This window comes from Streptomyces sp. NPDC101118 (assembly GCF_044759445.1).
Taxonomy (GTDB): Bacteria; Actinomycetota; Actinomycetes; order Streptomycetales; family Streptomycetaceae; genus Streptomyces.
Genome location: NZ_JBIVZG010000006.1, coordinates 22,694 through 45,477, shown reverse-complemented (window position 1 = coordinate 45,477; position 22,784 = coordinate 22,694). Strand labels below are relative to the sequence as shown.

18 protein-coding genes are annotated in these 22,784 nt (G+C 72.0%); 7 read left to right on the top strand and 11 right to left on the bottom strand.

Annotated features, from left to right (window positions below):
* The first annotated feature begins 96 nt into the window (after nt 1-96).
* Complete coding sequence (locus tag ACIQUQ_RS12980) at nt 97-1,251, top strand: acyl-CoA dehydrogenase family protein (RefSeq protein ID WP_403974627.1); 1,155 nt, start codon at nt 97-99, stop codon at nt 1,249-1,251.
* A gap of 97 nt (nt 1,252-1,348) precedes the next feature.
* On the opposite strand, the gene ACIQUQ_RS12975 is transcribed toward ACIQUQ_RS12980, so the two are convergent.
* The gene (locus tag ACIQUQ_RS12975; protein ID WP_403974625.1) at nt 1,349-2,392 is read right to left on the bottom strand and encodes a tyrosine-type recombinase/integrase; all 1,044 of its coding nucleotides are present in this window, start codon (nt 2,390-2,392) and stop codon (nt 1,349-1,351) included.
* A 121-nt stretch (nt 2,393-2,513) separates the two neighbouring features.
* Between ACIQUQ_RS12975 and ACIQUQ_RS12970 the strand changes: the two genes are divergently transcribed.
* Nucleotides 2,514-3,083, top strand: coding sequence for a hypothetical protein (locus tag ACIQUQ_RS12970; protein ID WP_403974623.1), 570 nt, complete (start codon nt 2,514-2,516; stop codon nt 3,081-3,083).
* A gap of 91 nt (nt 3,084-3,174) precedes the next feature.
* Here the strand turns inward: ACIQUQ_RS12970 and ACIQUQ_RS12965 are convergent, their stop codons facing one another.
* A complete protein-coding gene (locus ACIQUQ_RS12965) occupies nt 3,175-3,483 on the bottom strand; it encodes an antibiotic biosynthesis monooxygenase family protein (RefSeq protein ID WP_403974621.1) in 309 nt (102 codons plus the stop codon).
* A 71-nt stretch (nt 3,484-3,554) separates the two neighbouring features.
* A complete protein-coding gene (locus ACIQUQ_RS12960; protein WP_403974618.1) occupies nt 3,555-4,910 on the bottom strand; it encodes an LCP family protein in 1,356 nt (451 codons plus the stop codon).
* A 106-nt stretch (nt 4,911-5,016) separates the two neighbouring features.
* On the opposite strand from ACIQUQ_RS12960, the gene ACIQUQ_RS12955 reads away from it, so the two are divergent.
* The gene (locus tag ACIQUQ_RS12955; protein WP_403974617.1) at nt 5,017-5,556 is read left to right on the top strand and encodes an acyl-CoA thioesterase; all 540 of its coding nucleotides are present in this window, start codon (nt 5,017-5,019) and stop codon (nt 5,554-5,556) included.
* 55 nt (nt 5,557-5,611) lie between these two features.
* Here ACIQUQ_RS12955 and ACIQUQ_RS12950 read toward each other — a convergent pair whose 3' ends face one another.
* The 5 genes from ACIQUQ_RS12950 to ACIQUQ_RS12930 all read right to left on the bottom strand — a co-directional run bounded on the left by ACIQUQ_RS12950 (nt 5,612) and on the right by ACIQUQ_RS12930 (nt 13,160).
* Nucleotides 5,612-7,090, bottom strand: a complete 1,479-nt coding sequence (locus ACIQUQ_RS12950; protein ID WP_403975113.1) for an LCP family protein — start codon at nt 7,088-7,090, stop codon at nt 5,612-5,614.
* Between the two features lie 155 nt (nt 7,091-7,245).
* Nucleotides 7,246-8,955, bottom strand: coding sequence for an LCP family protein (locus ACIQUQ_RS12945; protein WP_403974616.1), 1,710 nt, complete (start codon nt 8,953-8,955; stop codon nt 7,246-7,248).
* A 38-nt stretch (nt 8,956-8,993) separates the two neighbouring features.
* Nucleotides 8,994-10,718: an LCP family protein gene (locus ACIQUQ_RS12940; RefSeq protein WP_403974615.1), complete on the bottom strand. Its 1,725-nt coding sequence runs from the start codon at nt 10,716-10,718 to the stop codon at nt 8,994-8,996.
* Between the two features lie 225 nt (nt 10,719-10,943).
* Complete coding sequence (locus ACIQUQ_RS12935; protein ID WP_403975111.1) at nt 10,944-12,128, bottom strand: LCP family protein; 1,185 nt, start codon at nt 12,126-12,128, stop codon at nt 10,944-10,946.
* A gap of 282 nt (nt 12,129-12,410) precedes the next feature.
* Nucleotides 12,411-13,160 carry a TIGR03089 family protein gene (locus tag ACIQUQ_RS12930; protein WP_403974614.1) on the bottom strand — a complete coding sequence of 250 codons (750 nt, stop codon included), beginning with the start codon at nt 13,158-13,160 and terminating at the stop codon, nt 12,411-12,413.
* Nucleotides 13,161-13,332: 172 nt separating this feature from the next.
* On the opposite strand from ACIQUQ_RS12930, the gene ACIQUQ_RS12925 reads away from it, so the two are divergent.
* The 3 genes from ACIQUQ_RS12925 to ACIQUQ_RS12915 all read left to right on the top strand — a co-directional run bounded on the left by ACIQUQ_RS12925 (nt 13,333) and on the right by ACIQUQ_RS12915 (nt 18,322).
* Nucleotides 13,333-15,003 carry a peptidoglycan recognition protein gene (locus tag ACIQUQ_RS12925; RefSeq protein WP_403974612.1) on the top strand — a complete coding sequence of 557 codons (1,671 nt, stop codon included), beginning with the start codon at nt 13,333-13,335 and terminating at the stop codon, nt 15,001-15,003.
* An 85-nt stretch (nt 15,004-15,088) separates the two neighbouring features.
* Nucleotides 15,089-16,171, top strand: a complete 1,083-nt coding sequence (locus ACIQUQ_RS12920; protein WP_403974609.1) for a sugar phosphate nucleotidyltransferase — start codon at nt 15,089-15,091, stop codon at nt 16,169-16,171.
* Between the two features lie 1,014 nt (nt 16,172-17,185).
* Complete coding sequence (locus ACIQUQ_RS12915) at nt 17,186-18,322, top strand: DNA-3-methyladenine glycosylase family protein (protein WP_403974607.1); 1,137 nt, start codon at nt 17,186-17,188, stop codon at nt 18,320-18,322.
* Between the two features lie 74 nt (nt 18,323-18,396).
* Here ACIQUQ_RS12915 and ACIQUQ_RS12910 read toward each other — a convergent pair whose 3' ends face one another.
* Nucleotides 18,397-20,055 (bottom strand): hypothetical protein, encoded by a 1,659-nt coding sequence (locus ACIQUQ_RS12910; RefSeq protein ID WP_403974604.1) that lies wholly within the window; start codon nt 20,053-20,055, stop codon nt 18,397-18,399.
* A 175-nt stretch (nt 20,056-20,230) separates the two neighbouring features.
* On the opposite strand from ACIQUQ_RS12910, the gene ACIQUQ_RS12905 reads away from it, so the two are divergent.
* A complete protein-coding gene (locus ACIQUQ_RS12905; protein WP_403974601.1) occupies nt 20,231-20,470 on the top strand; it encodes a hypothetical protein in 240 nt (79 codons plus the stop codon).
* 67 nt (nt 20,471-20,537) lie between these two features.
* On the opposite strand, the gene ACIQUQ_RS12900 is transcribed toward ACIQUQ_RS12905, so the two are convergent.
* Nucleotides 20,538-21,833: a coenzyme F420-0:L-glutamate ligase gene (locus ACIQUQ_RS12900; protein ID WP_403974598.1), complete on the bottom strand. Its 1,296-nt coding sequence runs from the start codon at nt 21,831-21,833 to the stop codon at nt 20,538-20,540.
* On the bottom strand, nt 21,830-22,783 hold the full coding sequence (cofD, locus tag ACIQUQ_RS12895) for a 2-phospho-L-lactate transferase (RefSeq protein ID WP_403974596.1): 954 nt from the start codon (nt 22,781-22,783) through the stop codon (nt 21,830-21,832). The genes ACIQUQ_RS12900 and cofD overlap by 4 nt, the downstream gene beginning before the upstream one ends.
* Between the last annotated feature and the right edge of the window lies 1 nt (nt 22,784).

The following is a 22,784-nucleotide window of genomic DNA, read 5'->3' as shown; positions in this document are numbered from 1 at the left end:
CAGCTCACGCCCCGCACTCGTATCCCTACGGGTGAGTAGCGGACTAGGCTTGGGTTACTTAACGGTAGTTAGCGTCACCTTGGGGAGTGAGACACCTTGGCGGGTTCCGACTTCGACCTGTACCGCCCGGCCGAAGAGCACGACATGCTCCGCGAGTCCGTCCGCGCGCTCTGCGAGGCCAAGATCGCGCCGTTCGCCGCGGCCGTCGACGAGGAGGCCCGCTTCCCGCAGGAGGCCCACGACGCCCTCGTCGCCAACGACCTGCACGCCGTCCACGTCCCCGAGAACTACGGCGGCGCCGGCGCCGACGCCCTCGCCACGGTCATCGTGATCGAGGAGGTGGCCCGCGTCTGCGCGTCCTCCTCCCTCATCCCCGCCGTGAACAAGCTCGGCTCCCTCCCGGTCATCCTCTCCGGCTCCGAGGAGCTGAAGAAGAAGTACATGACCCCGCTCGCCAAGGGCGACGGCATGTTCTCCTACTGCCTCTCCGAGCCCGACGCGGGCTCCGACGCGGCCGGCATGAAGACCCGCGCGGTCCGCGACGGCGACTTCTGGGTCCTCAACGGCGTCAAGCGCTGGATCACCAACGCGGGCGTCTCCGAGTACTACACGGTCATGGCCGTCACCGACCCGGAGAAGCGCTCCAAGGGCATCTCGGCCTTCGTCGTCGAGAAGGGCGACGAGGGCGTCTCCTTCGGCGCCCCGGAGAAGAAGCTCGGCATCAAGGGCTCCCCGACCCGCGAGGTCTACCTCGACAACGTCCGCATCCCCGCCGACCGCATGATCGGCGACGAGGGCACCGGCTTCGCGACTGCCATGAAGACCCTGGACCACACCCGCATCACCATCGCGGCCCAGGCCCTCGGCATCGCGCAGGGCGCCCTCGACTACGCCAAGGGCTACGTCCAGGAGCGCAAGCAGTTCGGCAAGCCGATCGCCGACTTCCAGGGCGTCCAGTTCATGCTCGCGGACATGGCGATGAAGATCTCCGCCGCCCGCGCCCTGACCTACCAGGCCGCCGCCGCCTCCGAGCGCGGCGATGCCGACCTGACGTACCTCGGCGCCGCGGCCAAGTGCTTCGCCTCCGACATCGCCATGGAGGTCACCACGGACGCCGTCCAGCTCCTCGGCGGCTACGGCTACACCCGCGACTACCCGGTCGAGCGCATGATGCGCGACGCGAAGATTACCCAGATTTATGAAGGCACGAACCAGGTCCAGCGCATCGTCATGGCCAGGAACCTGCCTTAGCAAGGTTTTCGCAGGTCAGAGGCTGTTTCGACAGGTTGTGATCTGCGCGAACAGTGAGGCCCCCGGCGTCCTGCCGGGGGCCTTCTCGCGGTCTCGGTCAGGTGGCGGCCGCATCTCCCTTCCCGGGGTCGTCGGCGCCGGGCGTCAGCATCGTCGCGATGGCCGTGCGTCCGCGCTGCACGGCTCCCTCGAAGATGTAGTGGTAGTGCTCGCGTAGTACGCCCGTGCTGCTGTGCCCCATCCAGTCCGCCACGTCGTTTTCAGGCACGCCTGCGTAGAGCAGCCGAGAGCCGTAGTAGTGCCGCATGGAGTGGGGCTTGCAGTAAGGCACCCCGCCCTTCCTGAGGGCTACCGGCCAGATCTGCCGGTAGAAGTAGGAAGCGTAGAGATATCCGGTCCGGGTCACGTTCGGGAACAGCAGCCGTTCAGGGCCCCACATGCCGTGGTTCTTCATGTGCCTGCGGAGCTCGAACGCGACGTTGGGGGGCAGGGGCACGATGCGCCCTGGTTCCTCCTCGTCGCGGGCCTTGATGTGCCTGCGGTGCAGCGCGCTGTTCTTCCCTGACGCGGTTACGCCGTCCTCCACCATCTGGAAGTCGACGCGCAGGACACCCGCCGGGAAGTCGATCTGATCGCGGGAGACCGCCATGGCCTCGCCGATCCGGAGGCCGCATCCCGCCATCAGCCAGAGCATCGCCCGGTAGCGGGGCGGCGCTCCGTTGAGTGTGGCCAGAACCTCCCGAGTGGTCAGCCGCCGGGCGTTGCCCTTCTGCTCGCGAATCTCCTTGGCGCGACTTCCCACGTGCTCGATCTTCTTGCACGGATTGCGATCGATGATCTCGTTGGTGACGGCCCAGTCCATCAACCCGGAGAGGAACGAGAACCGTTGCCGCCGCGTGCGGGCGGACAGCCTGCAGGTCTGCTCCATCCACGACAGCCACTGCTCGATGTCGTCCACCTGGAGAGACGCGATGGATCGGCCTTTGAAGAACGGTTCGAGGGTGGTGTTCCGGATGGAGCGGTACTGCTTCTTGGTGCTGTTCTCCAGCGTCTTCCGGTCGGTCCATCGCTCCCAGACGTCTGTGACCAGCTGATTCCCCAACTCGTCATCCGTGTCGGCGGACTTGGTCGTTGCTGCCACGTGTCGAACTGGCCTTTCTCGTCAGGAATGGGCGGCCCCCGCTGCTCCACCCAGTCTGCGCCTGGTCCACCCTCTATTGTCAACCCAGGGTGGTCCACCCTGGGCGGGGTATGGTGGTGTCATGCGAACGGACAGTGAGGGGTTTGAGGTCGCGCAGCGGCACGGAGGTTGGGTGATCCGACTGTGGTGGCCGGCGGGGCCGGTCACTGGCGGCCCGCAGCGGATCACGGTTGAGGCGGTTGATGACGCAGAATCCCGTGACGTGATGCGTGGCATCTCCACGACGGTCCTGCGAAGGGTCGACATCGCGGCCGCCGTGGAAATCGCCAGGACTGCACCGGAGGCGCAGAGGACTCTCGAGGACTTCACGCGGAAGCTGGATGTCCTGGGCGAAACCGCGGGACGCCTCTTGGCCGAGGAAGGTGTCTCGGAGCGGTACCTGGCGACGCTGTCGATGACCTACGCGAGCATGGCTGAGGGCGGGGCTCCGGCCCCGGTGCCGTGGCTCGCCCGATTGATCGGGCGCCGGCCGGAGACGATCAAGGACCACTTGAAGAAAGCGCGCCGGGACGGCTACCTGGGCACCGTGGCGGGCAAGGCTGGAGGACGGGTCACCGGCAAGGTGGACGACATCCTGAATCCTGCAGGCTCAGAAGTGGTCGACTCGGAGGGCGAGACAGTGTTCTCCTGAGCCGAGCCCGCGTGCCCGCAGCCTGTCGGGACCCCCGGGTTCCGGCACGGGTACGAGGCGCCTCCCCCGTCCGGGAGGCGCCTTTCGCGTGTCAGTACGCGACCACCAGCTCGTAGCCGCCGCTGTGCATGTCGTCGCAGAGCGCCCGGCACGCGCCGAAGGCCTCGGTGAACTCGGGTCTGCCCTGCCACTCCTTCATGGCCGCCGGGTCCCGCCAGGCGGAGAAGGAGACGAAGTGGTTCGGCTCGTTCAGGTCGCGGACGAGCCGGGCCCCCAGGAAGCCGTCGTTGGCCTCCTTCGTCCAGCTGAGGAAGGCCTTCCAGCGCTCGACGAACTCGTCGGCGCTGCCGTCGGAGACCTGCCAGTTCCCCGAAGCCCAGTACCTGCTGTCCTCGGTCATGGCGCACCGCCTGGATGGAGGATCCCCCTCCATCCAGGCTAGGTCCCTACCCGCGGGTCAGCTGCCGCGGGTCACTTGCCGCGGACCGTGACCTTCTCGTCGTTCTGGATCTGCTGGACCAGCTGCTTGACCTTGGCCTTGTCCCAGACCAGGTTGCCCCCGCGGGAGCCGTTGATCGGCATGTTCATCGACACGCCGTCGCCGCCCGTGATGCCCTTCATCGCGAAGAACATCTCGCCCAGGTCGAACAGCGACATGTCCTCGTCCACGACCAGCGTGTCCAGGCCCGCGCCCATCACCGGGTAGAGCTGGAACGGGTTCAGGATCGTGCCCGGCGTCGCCGCCTGGCTCGCCAGCGCCGACAGGAACTTCTGCTGGTTCTTCGTACGCGCCAGGTCCGACTCCGCGAAGGCGTACCGGGTACGGACGAAGGCCAGCGCCTGCTCGCCGTTGAGGGTCTGCTTGCCGGCCTTGAAGTCGGCGCCCGACTTCTTGTCCTTGAAGCCCTTCTCGATGTTCATCTCGACGCCGCCGAGCGCGTCGACGATGTTGGCGAAACCGGCGAAGCCGATCTCCGCGTAGTGGTCGATGCGCAGGCCGGTGTTGTACTCGACCGTGCGCACCAGGAGTTCGGGGCCGTCCATCGCGTAGGCGGCGTTGAGCTTGGTGCGGACCCCCCGGCCCGCGTACTTCTTGCCGGACTCCGAGCCGACGAAGGACGGGATCTCCACGTCCGAGTCACGCGGCAGCGAGATCATCGTGTTCCCGCTGGAGCAGGCAGCCAGCACCATCATCGAGTCGGTGCGCTTGCCCTCGGCGGAGCCGGTGTGGAGCTTCTTCTTCTCCTCGGCCGACATGCCCTCGCGGCTGTCGGAGCCGACGATCAGGTACGTCGTGCAGTCGCCCTCGTCCGGCCGCTCGATGACCTTGGACAGGTCCACCTCGCGCCGCATCTTGGAGTCGGCCCAGAAGTACGTGCCGACGGAGACCACGGCGAGCGTGGAGACCAGCACGATGGAACCGATCTTCAGCCGGCGACCCCAGTCCACGGGCCCCTGCGGCCGGCCGCCGCCCTGGGGGGCGCCGGTACGGCCCTGGCCGCCGCCGGGACCGCCGCCCGAGGGACTGCCGTAGACCTGGCCGGTGTTGTAGCCGCTGTCGTAGCCGCCGTACGTGTCGTGCTGCGACCCCTGCTGCGACGGCACGCCGTAGCCCTGCTGGGCCGGCGGCTGCTGGTGCCCCTGCTGCCGCGGCGGCCGGGGCGGCTGCGCGGGCGGGTACGGGGGCTGCTGACGGGGCTGCTGCGGCCCCTGGGAACCCCGCTGGACATGGCGCATGACCCGGGCGCCCTCCGGCTGTGCGCTGGAGCTGCCGCGGCCTTGGCGCTCGTCGCGGTTGTCGGTCCACCCCTCGGGCCAGTCATTCATGCGGACAAGGATGCCTGGCCCGGCGTGTCGTCCGACAGGCCGGGGCGCACTTCGTGCCGGGTCTGTTGCACAGCCGGTGCATCCGTCACGCATTTAAGGTGGGTGCATGACAGATGTTTCGGGCGATCTTCCCGGTAAGCCCACCTCGGCGTCCCGCACCACCCTCAGCCACATCATGACAGCCAACGACACGAACCTGCTGGGCACGGTGCACGGCGGAGTGATCATGAAGCTGGTGGACGACGCGGCCGGCGCGGTCGCCGGCCGGCACTCGGGGGGCCCGGCCGTGACGGCCTCCATGGACGAGATGGCCTTCCTCGCGCCGGTGCGGGTGGGCGACCTGGTCCACGTACGCGCGCAGTGCAACTGGACCGGCCGCAGCTCGATGGAGATCGGCGTGCGCGTGCTCGCCGAGCGGTGGAACGAGTCCACCCCGCCCACCCAGGTCGGCAGCGCGTACCTCGTCTTCGCGGCCGTGGACGCGGACGGCAAGCCGCGCACGGTGCCGCCCGTGCTCCCCGAGACCGAGCAGGACAAGCGGCGTTACCAGGAGGCGCAGATCCGCCGCACCCACCGGCTCGCCCGGCGCCGCGCGATCATGGAGCTGCGCGAGCGCCGCGCGGCCGAGGGCCTGGACGACGACTGACCGGCGGGGCCGGGTCGAGCCGGGTGGAGCCGGGCTCCCGGCGGCCCGGGCGCCCTCACGTGGTCCGGCAGGCCACCTGGTCGCCGGTGACCACCCCGAACTCGCCCTGGTACGGGTCCTCGGCCCGCACCGGCGTCACCCGGCGGTAGTCGGTCCCCGCGGTCACCCGCAGCACGGGCCCGAGCCCCGGCACCGCCCGGGTCACCGCGCCGGACAGGGCGGTGGCCAGGGTCTTGGCCGAGCGGTCCCAGCGGGGGTCGTACGAGACCACCGTGCGCGTGACGTTCCGCGCGGACCCTCCCGTGGGCGCCTGGTCGGTGGCGAAACCGGTGGCGCGCAGGGCCCGGTCCACCCGCCCGCCGAGCCCGTCGATGCGCGTCCCGTTCTCCACGTGCACCCGGATCTGCTGCGGGGCCACGTCGACCGGCACCGCGGTGTCCTTGCGCCGGGGCTTCGCCGGGGCCAGCGGCTTGTCGTCGCGCAGGGCCTGGAAGAGCCGGGCGGCCCTGGGCTCGTCCCAGCGCACCACCGAGCCCAGCAGCCGCACGGGCGGGGACTGGGCGAGGATCGGCACCGAGGCGAACTCCGAGGAGGCGGGGGTGAAGTCCCGCATCGCCTGCCCGAGGTCCAGCATCTCCTGCGAGCCGAAGCCCGGGTCGGCCCGCACGGAGCCCAGCAGCTCCGAGCTGACCTGCTTGAACTTCACCGGGTTCAACAGCATCCCGCTCCGGGTGGCCTGGGAGATCAGCGCGGCGACGAACCGCTGCTGGCGCTGCATGCGGGCGAGGTCCGCGGCGCCGTCGAGGTGGCGGGCGCGCACGTACTGCAGGGCCTGGCCGCCGGTCAGCCGGTGCGTTCCCGGGGGCAGGTCGAGGCCCGAGTAGCGGTCCTTCAGCGGCTTGGCGGTGCAGATCTCCACCCCGCCCATCGCGTCGACCGTCCGCATGAAGCCGGTGAAGTCGACCTCCAGGTAGTGGTCGATCTTCACGCGGGTCATGTTCTCGACGGTGCGGACGGTGAGGTTCGGCCCGCCCTCCGAGTACGCGGCGTTCAGCTTCACCGGGTGCGGGGAGTGCGGCTTGCCGGTCAGCGCGTCGGTGTGGGCGGGCAGTTCGGCGTACGTGTCCCGCGGGAGGCTGATCACGCTGGCCCGCTCCCGGTCGGCGGAGACGTGCACCAGCATGATCGTGTCGGTGCAGTTGCAGGAGGTGCCGCCCAGGCGGTACTCGCGCCGGTCCTCCTTGGCGATCTTCTCGCGGCCGTCGGTGCCGACGATCAGGAAGTTCACGCCGTGTCCCGCCTGCGGGCGGTTCTTCATGTCCTTGAAGGGGTCGACCCGGCTGATGCCGGTGTCGAGCCCCGTCATCACCGCGTGCCCGATGGCGCCGGAGCCCAGGACGGCCACGGAGAGTGCCGTGGCCAGCCGTACGCCCCACCGGGGCCGCCGCGCCGGGCGCCGCGGCGCACCCCCGCGCCGGGGAGCCTGCGGCGGCCGGGGACGGGGGTAGCGCTGCGGCTGGGGCACGGGGGACACCTCCGTGGAGGAACTGGTCACAGGCGGCCTCAGAACAGTAGGCCCATACGATCAGTCACCGTCCGTGCCGATCGTCCGGCACGCCCCGATTCCCCCGTACGCGGTAACGCGACCGCCGATCCCGCTGCCTCCCGTGCCTCCGGCCGCCCGCGCACTCAGAAGGTGAAGCCCTTCTGGATCTCCATGCAGGCGCCCTCGTCGTCGCCGTTGAGCGGGCGGGCCGAGTCGGGGGCCTTGGCGGGCGCGGCCGGCGGCGCGGCGGGCTTGTCGCCCTCCCGCCAGTCCTTGCCGACGAACAGCGTCACGCCGGTGACCTGCGTGGACCGCTGCACTGCGGTGGGCGGCAGGCCGAGCGCGGTGGCCACCGCGGCGGCGTCGCCGGCCTGGTCGAGCCCGGCGTACCGGACGACCGTGGTGTCCTCGGCGGCGGTCTGGCTGTCGGCCACGGCCTTGGCGAAGCCCTTGCCGGCCAGCAGCGCGGCCACGTCGGCGGCCCGTCCGCGGACCCGGGTCGCGGTGTGCTCCTTGCCGCTGGTGGCGTTGCGGACCATGACCGGGATCTCGGCGGCCGGTGCGGCCGGGTCGGTGACCGGGGTGGCGGTGGCCGCGGGCTTCGGCTTGTCCGGGGCCTTGCCGTCCAGCGGGATGTCCTCGCGGACCATCCGGAAGAGCTGCTCGGCGTCGGCCGCGGGCTCGACCTTGCCCCTCCAGCGCGTGCTCTCGACCCAGGGCATGGTCGTCATGGTGATCCGGCCCGTGGGGACCTGCTTGAGCTCCATGCTCAGGTCGAAGAGCCGGTCGATCCGGTTCAGGCCCTCGTCGACGACCATGGCCTCGATGGCCGCCTGGGCCAGGCTGTTGAGCTTGAGCGGGTTGCTCAGCTTGGCGTTCTTGCGGAACTCGCGGGCCATCGAGTTCATGTACATGTGCTGGCCGTGGGCGCGCGCGAGGTCGCTGCCGTCCTCGAAGCCGTAGCGGGTGCGCAGCCACTGGAGGGCCTGGACGCCCTTGATGGGGTGCGTGCCCTTCGTCAGGCGGAGGCCGGAGCCCTCGCCCTTGTAGTTGCGGGAGTGGACGTTCTGCCGCACGCAGACGGGCACGCCGCCGATCGCGTCGGCCATCGACACGACACCCTTGAAGTCGATCATCATGAAGTGGTCGACCGGTATGCCTGTCCGCTCCTGCCAGGTGGCGACGGTGCAGCCGGGGCCGCCCCGGCCCAGCGACTCGTTGATCGGCCGGACGCCCTGGGTGGCGGGGTACACCTTGCCGTCGGTGTCGGTGCACTTGGGCAGCTTGAGCAGGGTGTCGCGCGGCATGCTGATCACCGACATGTTGCTGCGGTCCGCGGACAGGTGCAGCAGCATCTGGACGTCGGCGAGCGGGGTGCCGTTGAAGGTCTCCTTGGCGCCGCCGAGTTCCTGGTTCTCCTCGCCGTCGCGCGCGTCGGAGCCGATGAGCAGGATGTTCAGCGGCGTCTGGCCGAAGGCGTTGGGCTTGTGCCGCGGCGCCTTGTTGTCGCCGAGGTTCAACGCGTCCGTCTGGATGGAGCCGTTGAGGTGCCGGTAGTACAGGTAGCCGGCGCCGGCGGTGCCCAGGATCAGCAGCGAGAGCGCGATGGCGATGTACCGCAGGACGCGGCGCCTGCCCTGACGGCGGGGACGTACGGCCTTCCGGCCGCCCGCGCCGCGCCGGCCGTCCGCACGGGGCCCGCCGTCGCCGTCGCGTGCCCCTCCGTCACGGGGGCCGGGCGGGGTGCCGGGCGCGCCGGATCCCGCGTCCGGTATGCCACCGGGCTCCGCGTCCGGTATGCCACCGGGCGCGTGGGGCGGCGCCCCCTCCCCTCGCACGCTGCTGTGCCTCACCCGTATCCCCCCATTGGTCCTGCTGTGTCAGGTATGTATTACTCGGCGCAGGTGGCCTTGTCGGCCTCGACGCGCTGAATGCCCTCGGGCGCCTTCTTGGGCGCCGTGATCGGGATGCCCGCTCCCTTGAAGTCCGCGCCCAGGGTGAGCTTCATCGGGGTGCGGTCGGGTGCGTCGGTGGTGCCGGGCTTCAGGGCCGCGGCGGGCAGGCCCATCATGTCCGCGAGCGCGCGGGCCTGATCGGCCTGGTTGGGCGCGTACTCCAGGGTCGTCTTGGCCAGCTTCTCGGGCGCGTTGCCGTTGTTGCTCGACTTGGATACGTCCTGGTTGTTCTGCAGCCAGTTCAGGGTGGTCTGGGCGGAGCCGGTGGGGCCGCCGCCGTTGTAGACCTCGACCCGGATGTCGGAGGCCGGTGCGCGGGTGCCCTGGAGCAGGGCGTTCTGCGCGTTCTGGGCCGCTTCCTTCTGCTTCTTGACCTCGGTGAGGGAGGTGTCCTCACGGATCATCGCGAGCAGCGGCTCGGCCTGGGACTCCTTGACGACCACGGTCGCCTTCACCCGCTCCGCCGGGTTGTCGTCCACGGGGAGGGTGGTGAAGGTGATGTTCTTCGGGTTGACGTCCTTCAGCTCCTTGGCCAGGCGCGTCAGTTCGGGGATGCCCCCTATGCCCGTGTCGACGGTGAGGGCCTGCGTGGCCGCCTCCGCCAGGGAGAAGAGCTTGGTCGGGCTGGTGAGCGTCTCGCTGGACTTCATCTGCCGGATCATCGAACTCAGGAAGGCCTGCTGGGTCTTGATCCGGTCCAGGTCGCTCTCGTTGCCGAAGGCGTGCCGGGTGCGGACGAAGGCCAGGGCCTGCTCGCCCTGCAGCAGGTGCTCGCCCTTGGTCAGCCTGAGCTTGGAGTCCTTGTCGTTGACGTCCTTGTTCACGCAGACCGGGACGCCGCCGACGGCGGTGCTCAGCGTCTTGACCGCGTTGAAGTCGGCCATCATGAAGTGGTCCACGGGGATGCCGGTCAGCTTCTTGACCGTGCGCATCGTGCAGCCGGGGTCCCGGCCGCCCTGGCCCAGGCTGGTGTTGAAGCGGACCCCGCTCTGGCCCGGCACCGTCTTGACCGAGCCGTCGGGCTGCTTGGTCGGGCAGTCCGGGATGTCCGTGATCAGGTCGCGGGGGATGGAGAGCGCGGTCGCGTTCGTCCGGTCCTTGGAGACGTGGAAGAGGATCGTGGTGTCCGCGTGGCCGGGGCTGTTCTTGTCGCCGTAGCCCGTGTTGCCCGAACCGGTCCGCTTGTCCGTGCCGATCACCAGGATGTTGATGGCCTGGTCGGTCTTGAAGCCGCCGCTGCCCGCGTCGCCGATGTCGGTGGTGCTGATGTTGTTGTTCAGGTGGCGGTAGTAGAGGTAGCCGCCCACCGAGCCGGCGACGAGGACGAACGCCATCGAGCCGCCGGTGATGAGCAGGACCTTCTTCTTGCGGTCGCCGCCGCCCGGGCGTTTGCGGCCGCCGCGCCTTCCGCCGCCCGGCGGGGTGCCGCCGCCGCGCCGGGGCGCGGGGACGCCGGGAGCGGTGCGTACGGGGGGACCCGACGGGCTCGCGACGGGGGAGGGGGCGGAGGGAGCCGCGTGTGCGGATCTACGGGGACGGGAGACCGGCCGCTGCCCTGCGGAGCTGTCCAGTCGCAGTTCGTAGTTGCCAGTGCTGGGGTTGAGTACCCACTGGTCTGCGGGGTCGATTTCGTTCGCCCGCCCACGGCCTTGCGCATCCACGGTTGTCTGAATCCTCCGTCGGTGCCACACGAAGCGCCTCCCCCCAGGCGCCTGGTCGTCGATCCGGCAGTGCACGGCCTGGTCGTTGGTCTGGCCTGGGCACCGGATCGCTCACACTATCCGCCCAGTTCGGCTGCAAACCATGCTGGTGACAAATTCCACTCCCCTTATAACCGGGCAATCCGCACATCCCGCACGGTCGGCCGCCCGGCTTTTTGGATTGCTTTACCGGCAGGTTGCCGTGTCGGCCGTGGTGCCGGTGAAAGTGGGGGCCGGGGTGGCGCTCCCGGTCACCTGCGAGGACGTGTTCCCGGCGGCCTCTCCGGGCTGCTTCGGGTCGGCCGCGGCCTGCGCCGGCTGGGCGGGGGAGACGGTCACCGGGCGGTCGAGACGCAGCTGCTGGAACAGGCGCGAGGCGTCCGGTTCGAGGAGTTCATCCCGGTTCGGGTTCGCCGCGTAGGGCTTGCGGGGAACCGTGAGGAACTGGGTGCGGTCGATCGGGATGTCCCGCATGTCGCGCACGAGTTCGTACAGCCCGCGCAGCGAGGCGAGCCCGGGGTCGGTGGTGATCGAGGAGGTCGCCGCGTCGAGCAGCGGGTACAGCTTGGCCGGATTCAGCAGGACGCCGTTGCTCTGCACCTTCTTCACGAGGGCGCCGAGGAACTGCTGCTGGCGGGACATGCGTTCGGTGTCGCTGCCGTTGCCGAGGCTGTAGCGGGCGCGTACGAAGCCCAGCGCCTGCTCGCCGCGCAGGGTCTGGCGCCCGGCGGGCAGCTTCAGCTTCGCCTCGGTGTCGTCGATGGGCCGCTTCAGGCAGATCTCGACGCCGCCGACGGCGTCGACCATCTTCTTGAAGCCGCCGAAGTCGACGACCATGTGGTGGTCGATGCGGATCCCGCTCAGCTTCTCGACGGTACGGATCGTGCAGGCCGCGCCGCCGAACTGGAAGGCCCAGTTGAACTGGGCGAACTGCTCGGTGGTCCGGGTGCCGTCGGCCTTGCGGCAGCTCGGGACCTCCGTCATGAGGTCGCGGGGTATCGACACCGCGGTGGCGCTCTTCCGGTCCGCCGCCACGTGCAGCAGGATCGTGGTGTCCGACCGCTGGGTGCCGCCGTCCTGGCCGTAGCGGCCGTTCTCCTTGCCGGCCCGCGAGTCCGAGCCGATGAGCAGGATGTTCTGGGCGCCCCGGACCGCCTGGGTGGGGCGTTCCTTCTCGTACCGCTCCAGCTCGGCGGCTGCCGAAGTGTCCGGCGTGATGTTGGCGTCGAGCTTGCGGTACAGCCACCACGCGGCGCCCGCCCCGACCAGCACCATCAGGGCCATGGCCAGTCCGACCCAGCGGAGCACGCGTCGCCTGCGCCCGGACGGGGGCTTGCTGCCGCCTCCGTCCGGACCGTTCACGCCCGGCATGCCCGCTGCATCGGTCACGTCTGCGTCCATCCTCACGGCGGTCGGCGGCGGCCGCTGGGTCCGGCTGCTTATGGGGCGAAGCGTCCGGTATGCGGCCTTCCGTCGATCATCCCACCGCCGCGGTGGAAAGAGCCCTGGTGCGGGGCCCTGTGTTCCGCCATGTGGGTGACAAATTCGATGGCCCCGCCCTTGGGCGGTGTGGGTGAACGGGGCCTCGGCAGAGTGGGTGACCTGCGATTACGCGATCCGGGTGACCCCCGTACCCGGGAGGGACGGTCTCCCTTACACGGTATGGGTGACCCGCTCGCTCTCGATCCGCTGCGCCAGGGCGTCGGCCCCGAGCCGGTCCAGGTTCCGGCAGAGCACCACGGAGCCGCCGGCAGCCAGGGGCGCGTACAGCCCCGCGGACAGCCCCTCCCAGGTGTCGTAGCCCAGCCCCGACAGCACCCGCGACCCCGGCCCGAACCCGAGCTTCCCGGCGTCCTGCCGCGCCTGGTCCACCAGCTCCGCGTACGAGAACTCCGCCCCCTGCACGGCCAGCCCCTCCCCGTCCGCGTCCACCGGCACGAAGGGCGCGAACCGGTCGCCCTGGCCCGGCACCTCCACCGCGTAGTCCGCGAAGCCGGCCGGCGGCTGCGGGAAGCGCCCGCCCAGCGGCCGCAGCGCGAGGGCCACCCGCTCGCCGGAACAGGTCCGCGCCTCCTCCAGGGTGTCGGGGCCGCTCACCACCAGGTCCGCGTCGGCCGGGTCCCCGCCCACCTCGGCCACCACGCCCACCGAGGCGCAGGCCAGCAGCCAGACGGCGGTCTGCCAGTGCGCGGGCAGCAGCAGCGCGAGCCGGTCGCCCGGCTCCGCGCCGAGGTCGCCCTGGAGGAGGTTGGCGGTCTTGGCCACCCAATTGGCGAAGGTGGCCACGGACAATTCCACGCGCTCGCCCGTGGCGTCGTCGTAGAAGGTGACCAGGGGACGGCCGGGATCGGCGGCGAGCGCGGATCGCAGCAGGTCGGCAGGGGTGCGGTCGTTGGCGTTCACGCGGCAAGCGTACGTGGGGGCGGCGGGCCGCCCTCGCCCGTACGGGGGCGGGCCCGTCGCCCGTAAGGGGGCCGCCCGCTCGCCCGTACGGGTGAACGGCGCCGCCCCGGGATCCGATGGGCCGTCAGGTCTCGGCTGGCGGGCCGTCAGCGGTGTGCTCAGCATCGGCTGCATGCGTGGATTCCTGGTTTCCTCGATCGGCGTCGCGACGGCGGCCGCACTGGCCCTCCCGCTCGCGCTGACCTCTCCGTCCCTGGCGGCGGGACCGGGCGCACCGCCCGCCACGGCCGGTGCCCCGGCCGCCGGGCCGGGCGCAGTACCGGCCGCGCCACCGGCCGCCGGGCCCGCCGCCGCGGCCGAACCGGCCGTGCCCGGCTCGACCCAGTCGCTCCCCCTCACACCGCTCACCCCCGGGTCCCGCAGGGCCTTCCCCGGCATGTCGGCACGGCTGCCGGACACCGCCGCCGTGGGCCTCGCCGCCCGCGAGACCGGCACCTTCTCGATGGTCGGCGTCGTCTGGGACGACGCGCGTACGGAACTCCACGGCCGCGTCCAGGTCCGTACCCGGTCCGCCCACACGGGCACCTGGACCGCCTGGCAGGACGTGGAGATCCACAACCGCGAGCACGCGGCCGACCCCGGCACCGCCGAGGGCGCCTCCCGCCGGGTGAAGGGCAGCACCGCGCCCCTGTGGGTCGGCGAGTCGGACGGCATCGAGGTGCGCGTGCAGGCGGAACCGGGCGAGGCCCCCGGTGCACCCGTGGCGCCGGAGGCCGGGGAGGCCTCCGACGCCACCGGCCACCGGGCCGCGGAGCCGGAGGTGCTCACCCTGCCCACCGGGATGCGGATCGAACTGGTCGACCCCGGCAGGACGCCGGCGCCGGCGGAGGAGGCAGCGCTCCTCCCCGCCGCCGGGGGGAACCGCGCGGGCCGCCACGGCGCCTCCCCGGCCGTCCTGGCAGCCCTCGCCGACCCCACCGCCCACACCGGCTCCGACGGACCCGGCCCCGACGAGAAGGCCGAGGCGGCCGCGGCGGCGGAGACGTCCGGAGACGCACAGGCGACGATCCTCCCGGCGGTCCTCCCGGCCATGAGCCAGGCCACCATCGAGACCTCCGCCGCCAACCTCGGCCTCGCCCCGCTCGGCGCGGACGCGATCGAGGCACGGGACAAGGCGGGCTCCGCGGCCGACGTGCTCATCGCCTCCGACGGCAAGGTCGGCGTCGCCGCCCGCCCGTACATCGGCCCCCGCCCGCGCATCGTCACCCGCAAGGGCTGGGGCGCCAACGAGTCCCTGCGCGAGAAGGGCTTCGTCTACACCGGCAGCGTCAAGGCGGCCTTCGTCCACCACAGCGCCTCCGGCAACAACTACAAGTGCTCCGAGGCGCCGGCCGTCCTGCGCAGCCTGTACCGCTACCACGTCGTCAGCAGCGGCTGGCGCGACTTCGGCTACAACTTCGCCGTCGACAAGTGCGGCACCGTCTACGAGGGCCGCGCGGGCGGCGTGGCCAAGGCCGTCCTGGGCGCCCACACCATGGGGTTCAACACCAACAGCATGGGCGTGGCCGTCATCGGCACCTTCACCTCCAGCGCGCCACCGGCCGCCGCGGTCAAGGCCATCGCGCAGCTCACGGCGTGGAAGCTCGGCCTGTACGGGGCCAACCCGCTCGGCAAGGCGACGCTCAAGTCCGGTGGCGGGAACCTGTATCCGAAGGGAAAGCAGGTCAAACTGAACGTGATCTCCGGACACCGCGACGGATTCGCCACCGAGTGCCCCGGCAAGAAGCTCTACGGCAAGCTCGGTACGGCCCGGTCGACATCGGCGCGATTGCAGGGCAGGTGAGGAAAACCTCTGCATAAACTGGCCGCCCGCCCCGGCCCTGCCGCGGCTCCGTCCCAGGCCAGACCCAGCAGGAAGCAGAGCGAAGTTGACTGAAGCGATCCTCCTGGTGGGCGGCAAGGGAACGCGGCTGCGCCCGCTGACGGTGCACACGCCGAAGCCGATGGTCCCGGCGGCGGGCGTCCCGTTCCTCACGCACCAGCTGGCACGGGCGCGGGCGGCCGGCGTCGAGCACGTCGTGCTCGCCACCTCCTACCTCGCGGAGGTCTTCGAGCCGTACTTCGGCGACGGCTCCTCCCTCGGACTGCACCTGGAGTACGTCACCGAGGTCGAGCCGCTCGGCACCGGCGGCGCCATCCGGAACGTCGCCTCCCGCCTGCACTCCGGCCCCGACGACCCGGTCCTCATCTTCAACGGCGACATCCTCACGGGCCTCGACATACCCGCCCTCCTGGACACCCACCGGTCCTCGGGGGCGGACGTCTCCCTCCACCTCACCCGGGTCGAGGACCCGCGCGCCTTCGGCCTCGTCCCGACGGACGGGACCGGCCGGGTCACGGCCTTCCTGGAGAAGCCGCAGACCCCCGAGGAGATCGTCACCGACCAGATCAACGCGGGCGCGTACGTCTTCCGGCGCTCCGTGATCGACACCATCCCGGCCGGCCGCCCGGTCTCCGTCGAGCGCGAGACCTTCCCGGACCTGCTGGCCGCCGGCGCGCACCTCCAGGGCATGGTCGACTCGACGTACTGGCTGGACCTGGGCACCCCCCAGGCCTTCGTACGCGGCTCCGCCGACCTCGTCCTCGGCCGCGCCCCGTCCCCGGCGGTCCCCGGCCGCACGGGCGAGTCCCTGGTGCTGCCCGGCGCGGTGGTGGCCCCGGACGCCAAGCTCTCGGGCGGCACGGTGATCGCCGAGGGCGCGGAGGTCGGCGCCGGCGCCAGGATCCACGGCAGCGCGGTCCTGGCGGGCGCGGTGATCGAGCCGGGCGCGGTGGTCACGGACTCCCTGATCGGCGCGGGCGCCCGCATCGGCTCCCGCACCCAGCTGACGGGCACGGTGGTCGGCGACGCGGCCGTGGTGGGCCCGGACAACGAACTCCGCGAGGGCACGAGAATCTGGTGCGGAGCCACCCTCCCGGCGGCAACGATCCGCTTCTCGTCGGACCAGTAACCACCCACCACCCCAGCCGGTCCCCTGCGGGGCGCGGGGCTGCCCGAGGCCGGTGCCCCACGCGGCGGGCGGCTGCCCGAAGCCGGCCCGCTCCGCGCGGCGCGAGGGCGCCCGAGGCCGGTGCCCCGCGGGGAGGGCGGCTGCCCGAAGCCGGCCCGCTCCGCGCGGCGCGAGGGCGCCCGAGGCCGGTGCCCCGCGGGGCGCGGCTGCCCGAAGCCGGCCCGCTTCGCGCGGCGCGAGGGCGCCCGAGGCCGGTGCCCCGCGGGGCGCGGCTGCCCGAAGCCGGCCCGCTTCGCGCGGCGCGAGGGCGCCCGAAGCCGGTGCCCCGCGGGGCGCGGATGCCCGACGCGAGCCCCCTCCCGCACGACGGGGGGCTGCCCGAAGCCAGCCCCCCCGCACGGCGCGGGGCTGCCGAAGCCGGGGCCAGGCGGCCGGGTGACAGTGGGGGCGCGAGCAGACCTGCGCCGCCGGCTACGGCGGGAACGTGCCCCCCACCCTTCTCCCGTTCACCGGAGCTCCGCCCGGCCCCCGGGGTGATCCGCCGCCCGTGCCGCGCGCCGAGCCCGCCCCGGACAGACCGTTCCGCCCCGCCGGTTCCGAGCCCGCCGTGGCTGCTCGGGTGGCCCGTCCCGGACTGAGGTCGGCATTCGCGTCCCGCTCCAGCCCCGGCTGCGTTTGAGGCTCGGGGCCCGGGGCGGAGCCCCGAGCGGGGTACGGGGCGCTGCCCCCGGAGGGGTCCGGGGCGCAGCCCCGGTGAACGGGAGAAGGGCGGGGAGGGGCCGGCCCCGCAGGGCAGCCGAGGCCCCCACTGCCCGCACCCGTCACCCCGCATACGCCACGGCCGCCCCCGACTCGGCGGGTCCACGGTCCCGTCCCGCAGCCCGCACCCGACGACGGCATCGCCCGGCCGGGCCGCACCCACAGGACCCCGCGGCCCCCAGGGCACGGCGGGGCGTGCCGAACGCCACCCCCAGCCCACCCGGCACACCGCCCCGCCGGGACTACGCTCAGAGGGTGGCCGGCAGATTCGATCCCCTCACCCGCACCACCGTGCGCGGCGGCGCGACCCGCGTACCCGCACCGACGCCGGCCGGGCCGACCGGCACCGGCACCGGCAGCGTCGGCACAGAGACCGGCACCGGCACGGCGGGCACCGAGGCGAACACCGTCACCGGCACCGGCAGCGCCGAAGCAAAGACCGGCAGCCGCACCGACACCGGCACCGGCAGCCGCACCGGCACCCGCACCCGCCACTACGCACCCCCCGGCCCCCTCACCCTCGGCCTGGTGCTCGGCCCCCTGCGGAGGGGCCCGCACGACCCGACCTTCCGCGTGACCCCCGACGGCGCGGTCTGGCGGGCCAGCCAGACCCCCGCCGGCCCCGGCACGCTCCGGGTGACCGCCCGCGCAGCGGACGGCACCGTCACCGGCGAGGCCTGGGGCCCCGGAGCGGACTGGCTCCTCGACCGCCTCCCCGCACTCCTCGGAGCCGAGGACGACCCCGGGGCCTTCGTGCCCCGGCACCGCCTCGTGCACGCCAGCCACCGCAGCCGCCAGGGCCTCCGCCTGACCCGCACCGGCCTGGTCCTGGAGTCGCTGATCCCCTCCGTCCTGGAGCAGAAGGTCACCTCCGACGAGGCCTACCGCGCCTGGCGCATCCTGGTGCGCCAGCACGGCACCCCGGCCCCCGGCCCTGCCCCGGACCGCATGTACGCGATGCCGGACGCCCGTACCTGGTGCCGCATCCCCTCCTGGGACTGGCACAAGGCGGGCGTGGACAGCAAGCGCTCCGGCACCATCCTCCGCGCGGCCCGCGTCGCCCCCCGCCTCGAAGAGGCCGTCGGCATGGACCTCCCGGAGGCCACCGCCCGCCTGGAACTCGTCCCCGGCATCGGCCCCTGGACCTCCGCCGAAACCCTCCAGCGCAGCAACGGCCACCCGGACGCGGTGACCGTCGGCGACCTCCACCTCCCCGGCATCATCGGCTTCGCCCTCGCCGGCGACCGCACCACCGACGACGCGGCCATGCTGGAGCTCCTCGCCCCGTACGAGGGCCAGCGCCACCGCGCGACCCGCCTGATCCTCCTGGCGGGCCACACCCCACCCCGCCGCAAACCCCGCATGCCCCGCACGGACATCGGCCGCCTCTGAGCAGCAACGAGAACAACGGGGCGGGCTCTGGACCAGCACATTGGTCCAGAGCCCGCCCCGTCACTCGCAGTACCTCAGCCGATGGCCTGCTTGTACTTCCAGCCGACGCCGTTGCTGTTGCCGACGATCAGGGTGCCGGACCCGGACATCGCGGTCGGGGAACCCCGGTAGAAGCGGACCGAGCCGTCCACCCGCAGGGTCCAGATGTCCGGGACTCCGTCGCCGTCGACGTCGGGCGTGCCCAGGAACAGCCGGATGTTGCTGCGCTGCCATCCGGAGGCGCCGTAGGTGATGTCGACGCCTCCCGGCGAGGCCGAGTCGGCGGCCGCGGCCAGCGAGTCGAGGTCCACGCCTCCGGAGGAGGCTGCCTTGCCCAGACGCAGGAACAGCTTCCCCTGGGTGTCGTTGCGGTAGACCATGTCGGTCACGCCGTTGCCGTCGATGTCGGTGACCTGGACGAGGTCCCGGTCGCCCCACACCGTGGAGGAGAGCCGGACGGCCTTCTCCACAGTGGCGCCGTTGTAGCCGATGAAGGCCCAGAACTCGGTGCCGGTGGTGACGAAGAAGTCGGGCTTCCCGTCGCCGGTGGCGTCGCCGGCGGCGACCAGTTGCCGGTAGCCGGCCGGGTCGGGGGCGTTCGAAGGCAGCAGGATCTCCTGCCGCTTGTCGATGTTGACCGCCCCGTAGCCGTCACCGGGGTACACCCACAGCTTGCCGCCGAGTCGGGCCACCAGGTCCTGGAGGCCGTCGCCGCCGTAGACGTCACCGATGTGGGTGAGCAGCGCGCCGTTCCAGTAGCCCGACGGTGCGCCGGCCCACATCGGCAGGTTGTCGGTGCCGTTGGGGTCGCGGAGCGGGTTGGCCCGGTAGGCGCCGGACATCGAAGAGGCGATGTCGCCGGTGCCCTTGGTCAGGTCGGTCAGCTGCGACTCGCCCGGGTACATGCGGAGCTTGCCGTTGCCGTCGACGATGAACATGTCGGGCCGGTCGTCGCCGGTGAAGTCGCCGGGGGCGTCGGCCTTGTCCCGCGGGGTGACGTAGAACAGGTACTTAGCCGGGTCAGAGCGGTGCCCGGCCCCGTCCACGGCCCACACGTACAGCACGTTCGGGCCGGCCAGCGGCGGCTTGACGTTGCTCAGGCTCGTCTCGGTGGTCACCGGGGCGCCGGCGGTCCGGGCCACCGAGCCCTGGACACCGCCCTGGTTGAAGCCGTACTCGAACTTCACGACGTCCGTCTGGGCCGCCTTGAAGGTGAACGACCCGGCCGTGCCGAACTTCACCGTGCTCCAGGTGGAGTCGTCGGAGTCGTTCCAGAAGCCGTTGTCACCCGCGTCGCCGTCCGGGAACTGGGACGACTTGACGGTGGGGGCCGTCGGCCGCGTGTTGTCGAAGACGAAGCGGCAGGGCACCTTCGTGTGCGAGTAGGCGCTGCTGGAGCCGAACTTGTCGACCGACTTGGCCCGCCAAGAGTACGTCTCGCCATTGACCAGCTTCAGCCCGGTGCTGCCGGTCTGGAACGGGCCGACGTACACCCGGGCCGAGGAGGTCGCCGAGCCCACGGACTTCTTGCCGCCGGCACCGAGCAGGTTGGGGCCGGTGGCGCCGTACTTGCTGTTCCACAGCTCGAAGTTGAGCGTGGAGAGGTTGCCGTCCTTGTCCTTGCCACTGCCCCAGAGGGTGATCGACGAAGAGCCGACGGCGCGGCCTCTGGGGGCACGGTAAGGTCCCCGCAACCCGCAACGCACACCTCTCTGACAGCGGGCTGCGCGCACTGGCGTCACAGGAGGACGCCCAGACCCTGTTCGACATGTACAGGGGAGCAGCGGCGGCGATTCCGTCCAATGGGACCGCCAAGGTTCGTGTTGAACTCACTCAGCAGGTTCTGGACGCATGGAGGAGGAATTAGCGATGCGACCCGGTTTCCGATTCAAGATCAAGGCCGATGACGAAAGCTCGTTCTCCGTCATGTTCGAACCGAGCGGAATGCTGTACGAGCTGGGGCCGTCTGAGGTGATGTTCGCGAGGCTCGACGACCTCCAGTCAGAGGAGTTGGAGATCGTGTACTGGGAGGGCGGGATCTCGATCACGCCGCCCGGGGCGGTGACCACCTTCGACGCGACGGGTCAGGAGCTGCACCGGCTCTACTGACCGACTGAGCCGAGAAGCCCCGCCGGGCAAGGCCCGGCGGGGCTTCTCGCGTGTCCGAGGTCCTGGCTCACCGCACCTCGATGAACGCCTCCGCGTCCCGGTCCGGGCGGGGGCCCGGGAGGGTGGTCGGGTGGCCGATCGCCACCGCGCCCATGGGCTCCCAGTGGTCCGGAATCCCCAGCACCTTGCGGACCACGTCGCGGCAGAACATCGTCGACGAGACCCACGCCGAGCCCAGGCGTTCCGCGGCCAGGGCGACCAGGAAGTTCTGGACGCCCGCGCCCGTGGCGACCACGAACATCTCGCGCTCCGCCGCGTCCCGGCGGGCGTGCCCGTAGTGGTGGGCGCCGTCCATGACCATGCAGGGGACGGCGAGGTACGGGGCGTTGCGCAGGACGTCGCCCCGCCGCACCCGCTTCGCGATGGATTCCGGGGACTTCCCGTCCCGCTCCAGGTCCGCGATCCACGCGTCCCGCATCGCGTCCAGCAGTTCCACCCGCGCGGTCGCGGACTCCAGGAGGACGAACCGCCACGGCGTCGTGTGGTGCGGGGCGGGGGCGGTGACGGCGGCGGCCACGGCCCGCCGTACCGCGCCCGGGTCCACCGGCTCGTCGGTGAAGGAGCGGACCGTGCGCCGCTGCGTCACGGCCTCCCGGATCGCCTCCGAGGTGCCCAGGCGGAACATGTCGTCGGCGGCGGACCGGATCAGCTCGGCCGCCGTGCCCTCGCCGAGCACGTCACGGCCGAGGCCACGCACCACCGCCACCGGCAGCCCGCCGGCCTTGCCCTTGACCAGGTCGCCGGCGGCGGCCAGTTCGTCGGCGGTGGCGACCACGGTGGCGCTCAGCGGGTTGCCGTACGCGTCGGTGCCGCCGCGCAGGTCGTCGAGGACCCGTACGCCGGCCGCGCCGATGGCCACGTCGGTCAGCCCGGCGCGCCAGGGCCGGCCGAAGGTGTCCGTCACGATCACGCCGACCGTGACGCCGAGCCGCTCCCGCAGCCCCTCGCGGATGGCCCGCGCCGAGGCGTCGGGGTCCTCGGGGAGCAGCAGGACGGTGCCCGGCTCGGTGTTGGACGCGTCGACCCCGGCGGCGGCCATCACCAGGCCCTGCCGGTTCTCCACGATGCGCAGGGCGCCGCGGCGCGCGACCACCCGTACCGTCTCGGCGTCGATCGCCGCCTCGCGCGAGTCGGCGGTGACGATCCGGCCCTCGGCCTTGGAGACGATCTTCGAGGTGACGAGCAGGACGTCCCCGTCGAGCAGGTCGGGGGCGGCGGCCGCGATCAGCGCGGCGAGGTCGTCGCCGGGCCGTACCTCGCCGATCCCGGGTACGGCCCGGACGTGGACGGCCGGTGCGGTCACCGGGTCTCCTCGGCCAGCTCCAGGGCCTCGCGGGCCATCACGGCGGTGGCCTCCAGGTCGGTCATCATCAGCGGCACCGCGCGGCAGCGGATGCCGGCCGCCTCGACCTCGGCCACGGCCTCCGCGTCGCTGCTGTCGACCAGCCAGCCGTCCAGCAGGCCGGTGCCGTAGTGCTTCGCCACCGCCGCGGCCGTGGACTCGACGCCCACCGCGGCCAGCACCTTGTCGGCCATGCCGCGCACGGGCGCGCCGCCGACGATGGGGGAGAGGCCGACCACGGGCGCGGCCGCCGCGGCCACGGCCTCGCGGATGCCGGGCACGGCGAGGATGGTGCCGACGGAGACCACGGGGTTGGACGGCGGGAAGAGGATCACGTCGGCGGCCTCGATGGCCTCCAGCACGCCGGGCGCCGGCTTGGCCTGGTCGGCGCCGACGGGGACGACGGCCTGGGCGTCCACCGAGGCCCGCAGCCGCACCCAGTACTCCTGGAAGTGGATGACGCGCCGCTCGCCGCCGTCCTCGACCGCGACGTGGGTCTCGACCCGGTCGTCGGACATGGGCAGCAGCCGGACGCCCGGCCGCCAGCGGTCGCACAGGGCCTCGGTGACGGCGCTGAGCGGGTAGCCGGCGGACAGCATCTGGGTCCGCACGATGTGGGTGGCGAAGTCGCGGTCGCCGAGGCCGAACCAGGTGGGGCCGACGCCGTACGCGGCGAGCTCCTCCTTGACGGTGAAGGACTCGTCGGTGCGGCCCCAGCCCTGCTCCTCGTTGATGCCGCCGCCGAGCGTGTACATCACCGTGTCGAGGTCGGGGCAGACCTTCAGACCGAACAGGTGAATGTCGTCACCGGTGTTGCCGATGACCGTGATGTCCGCGTCGGGCGCGGCCGACTTCAGTCCGCGGAGGAAACGTGCCCCGCCGATACCGCCTGCCAGAACAACAATGCGCATG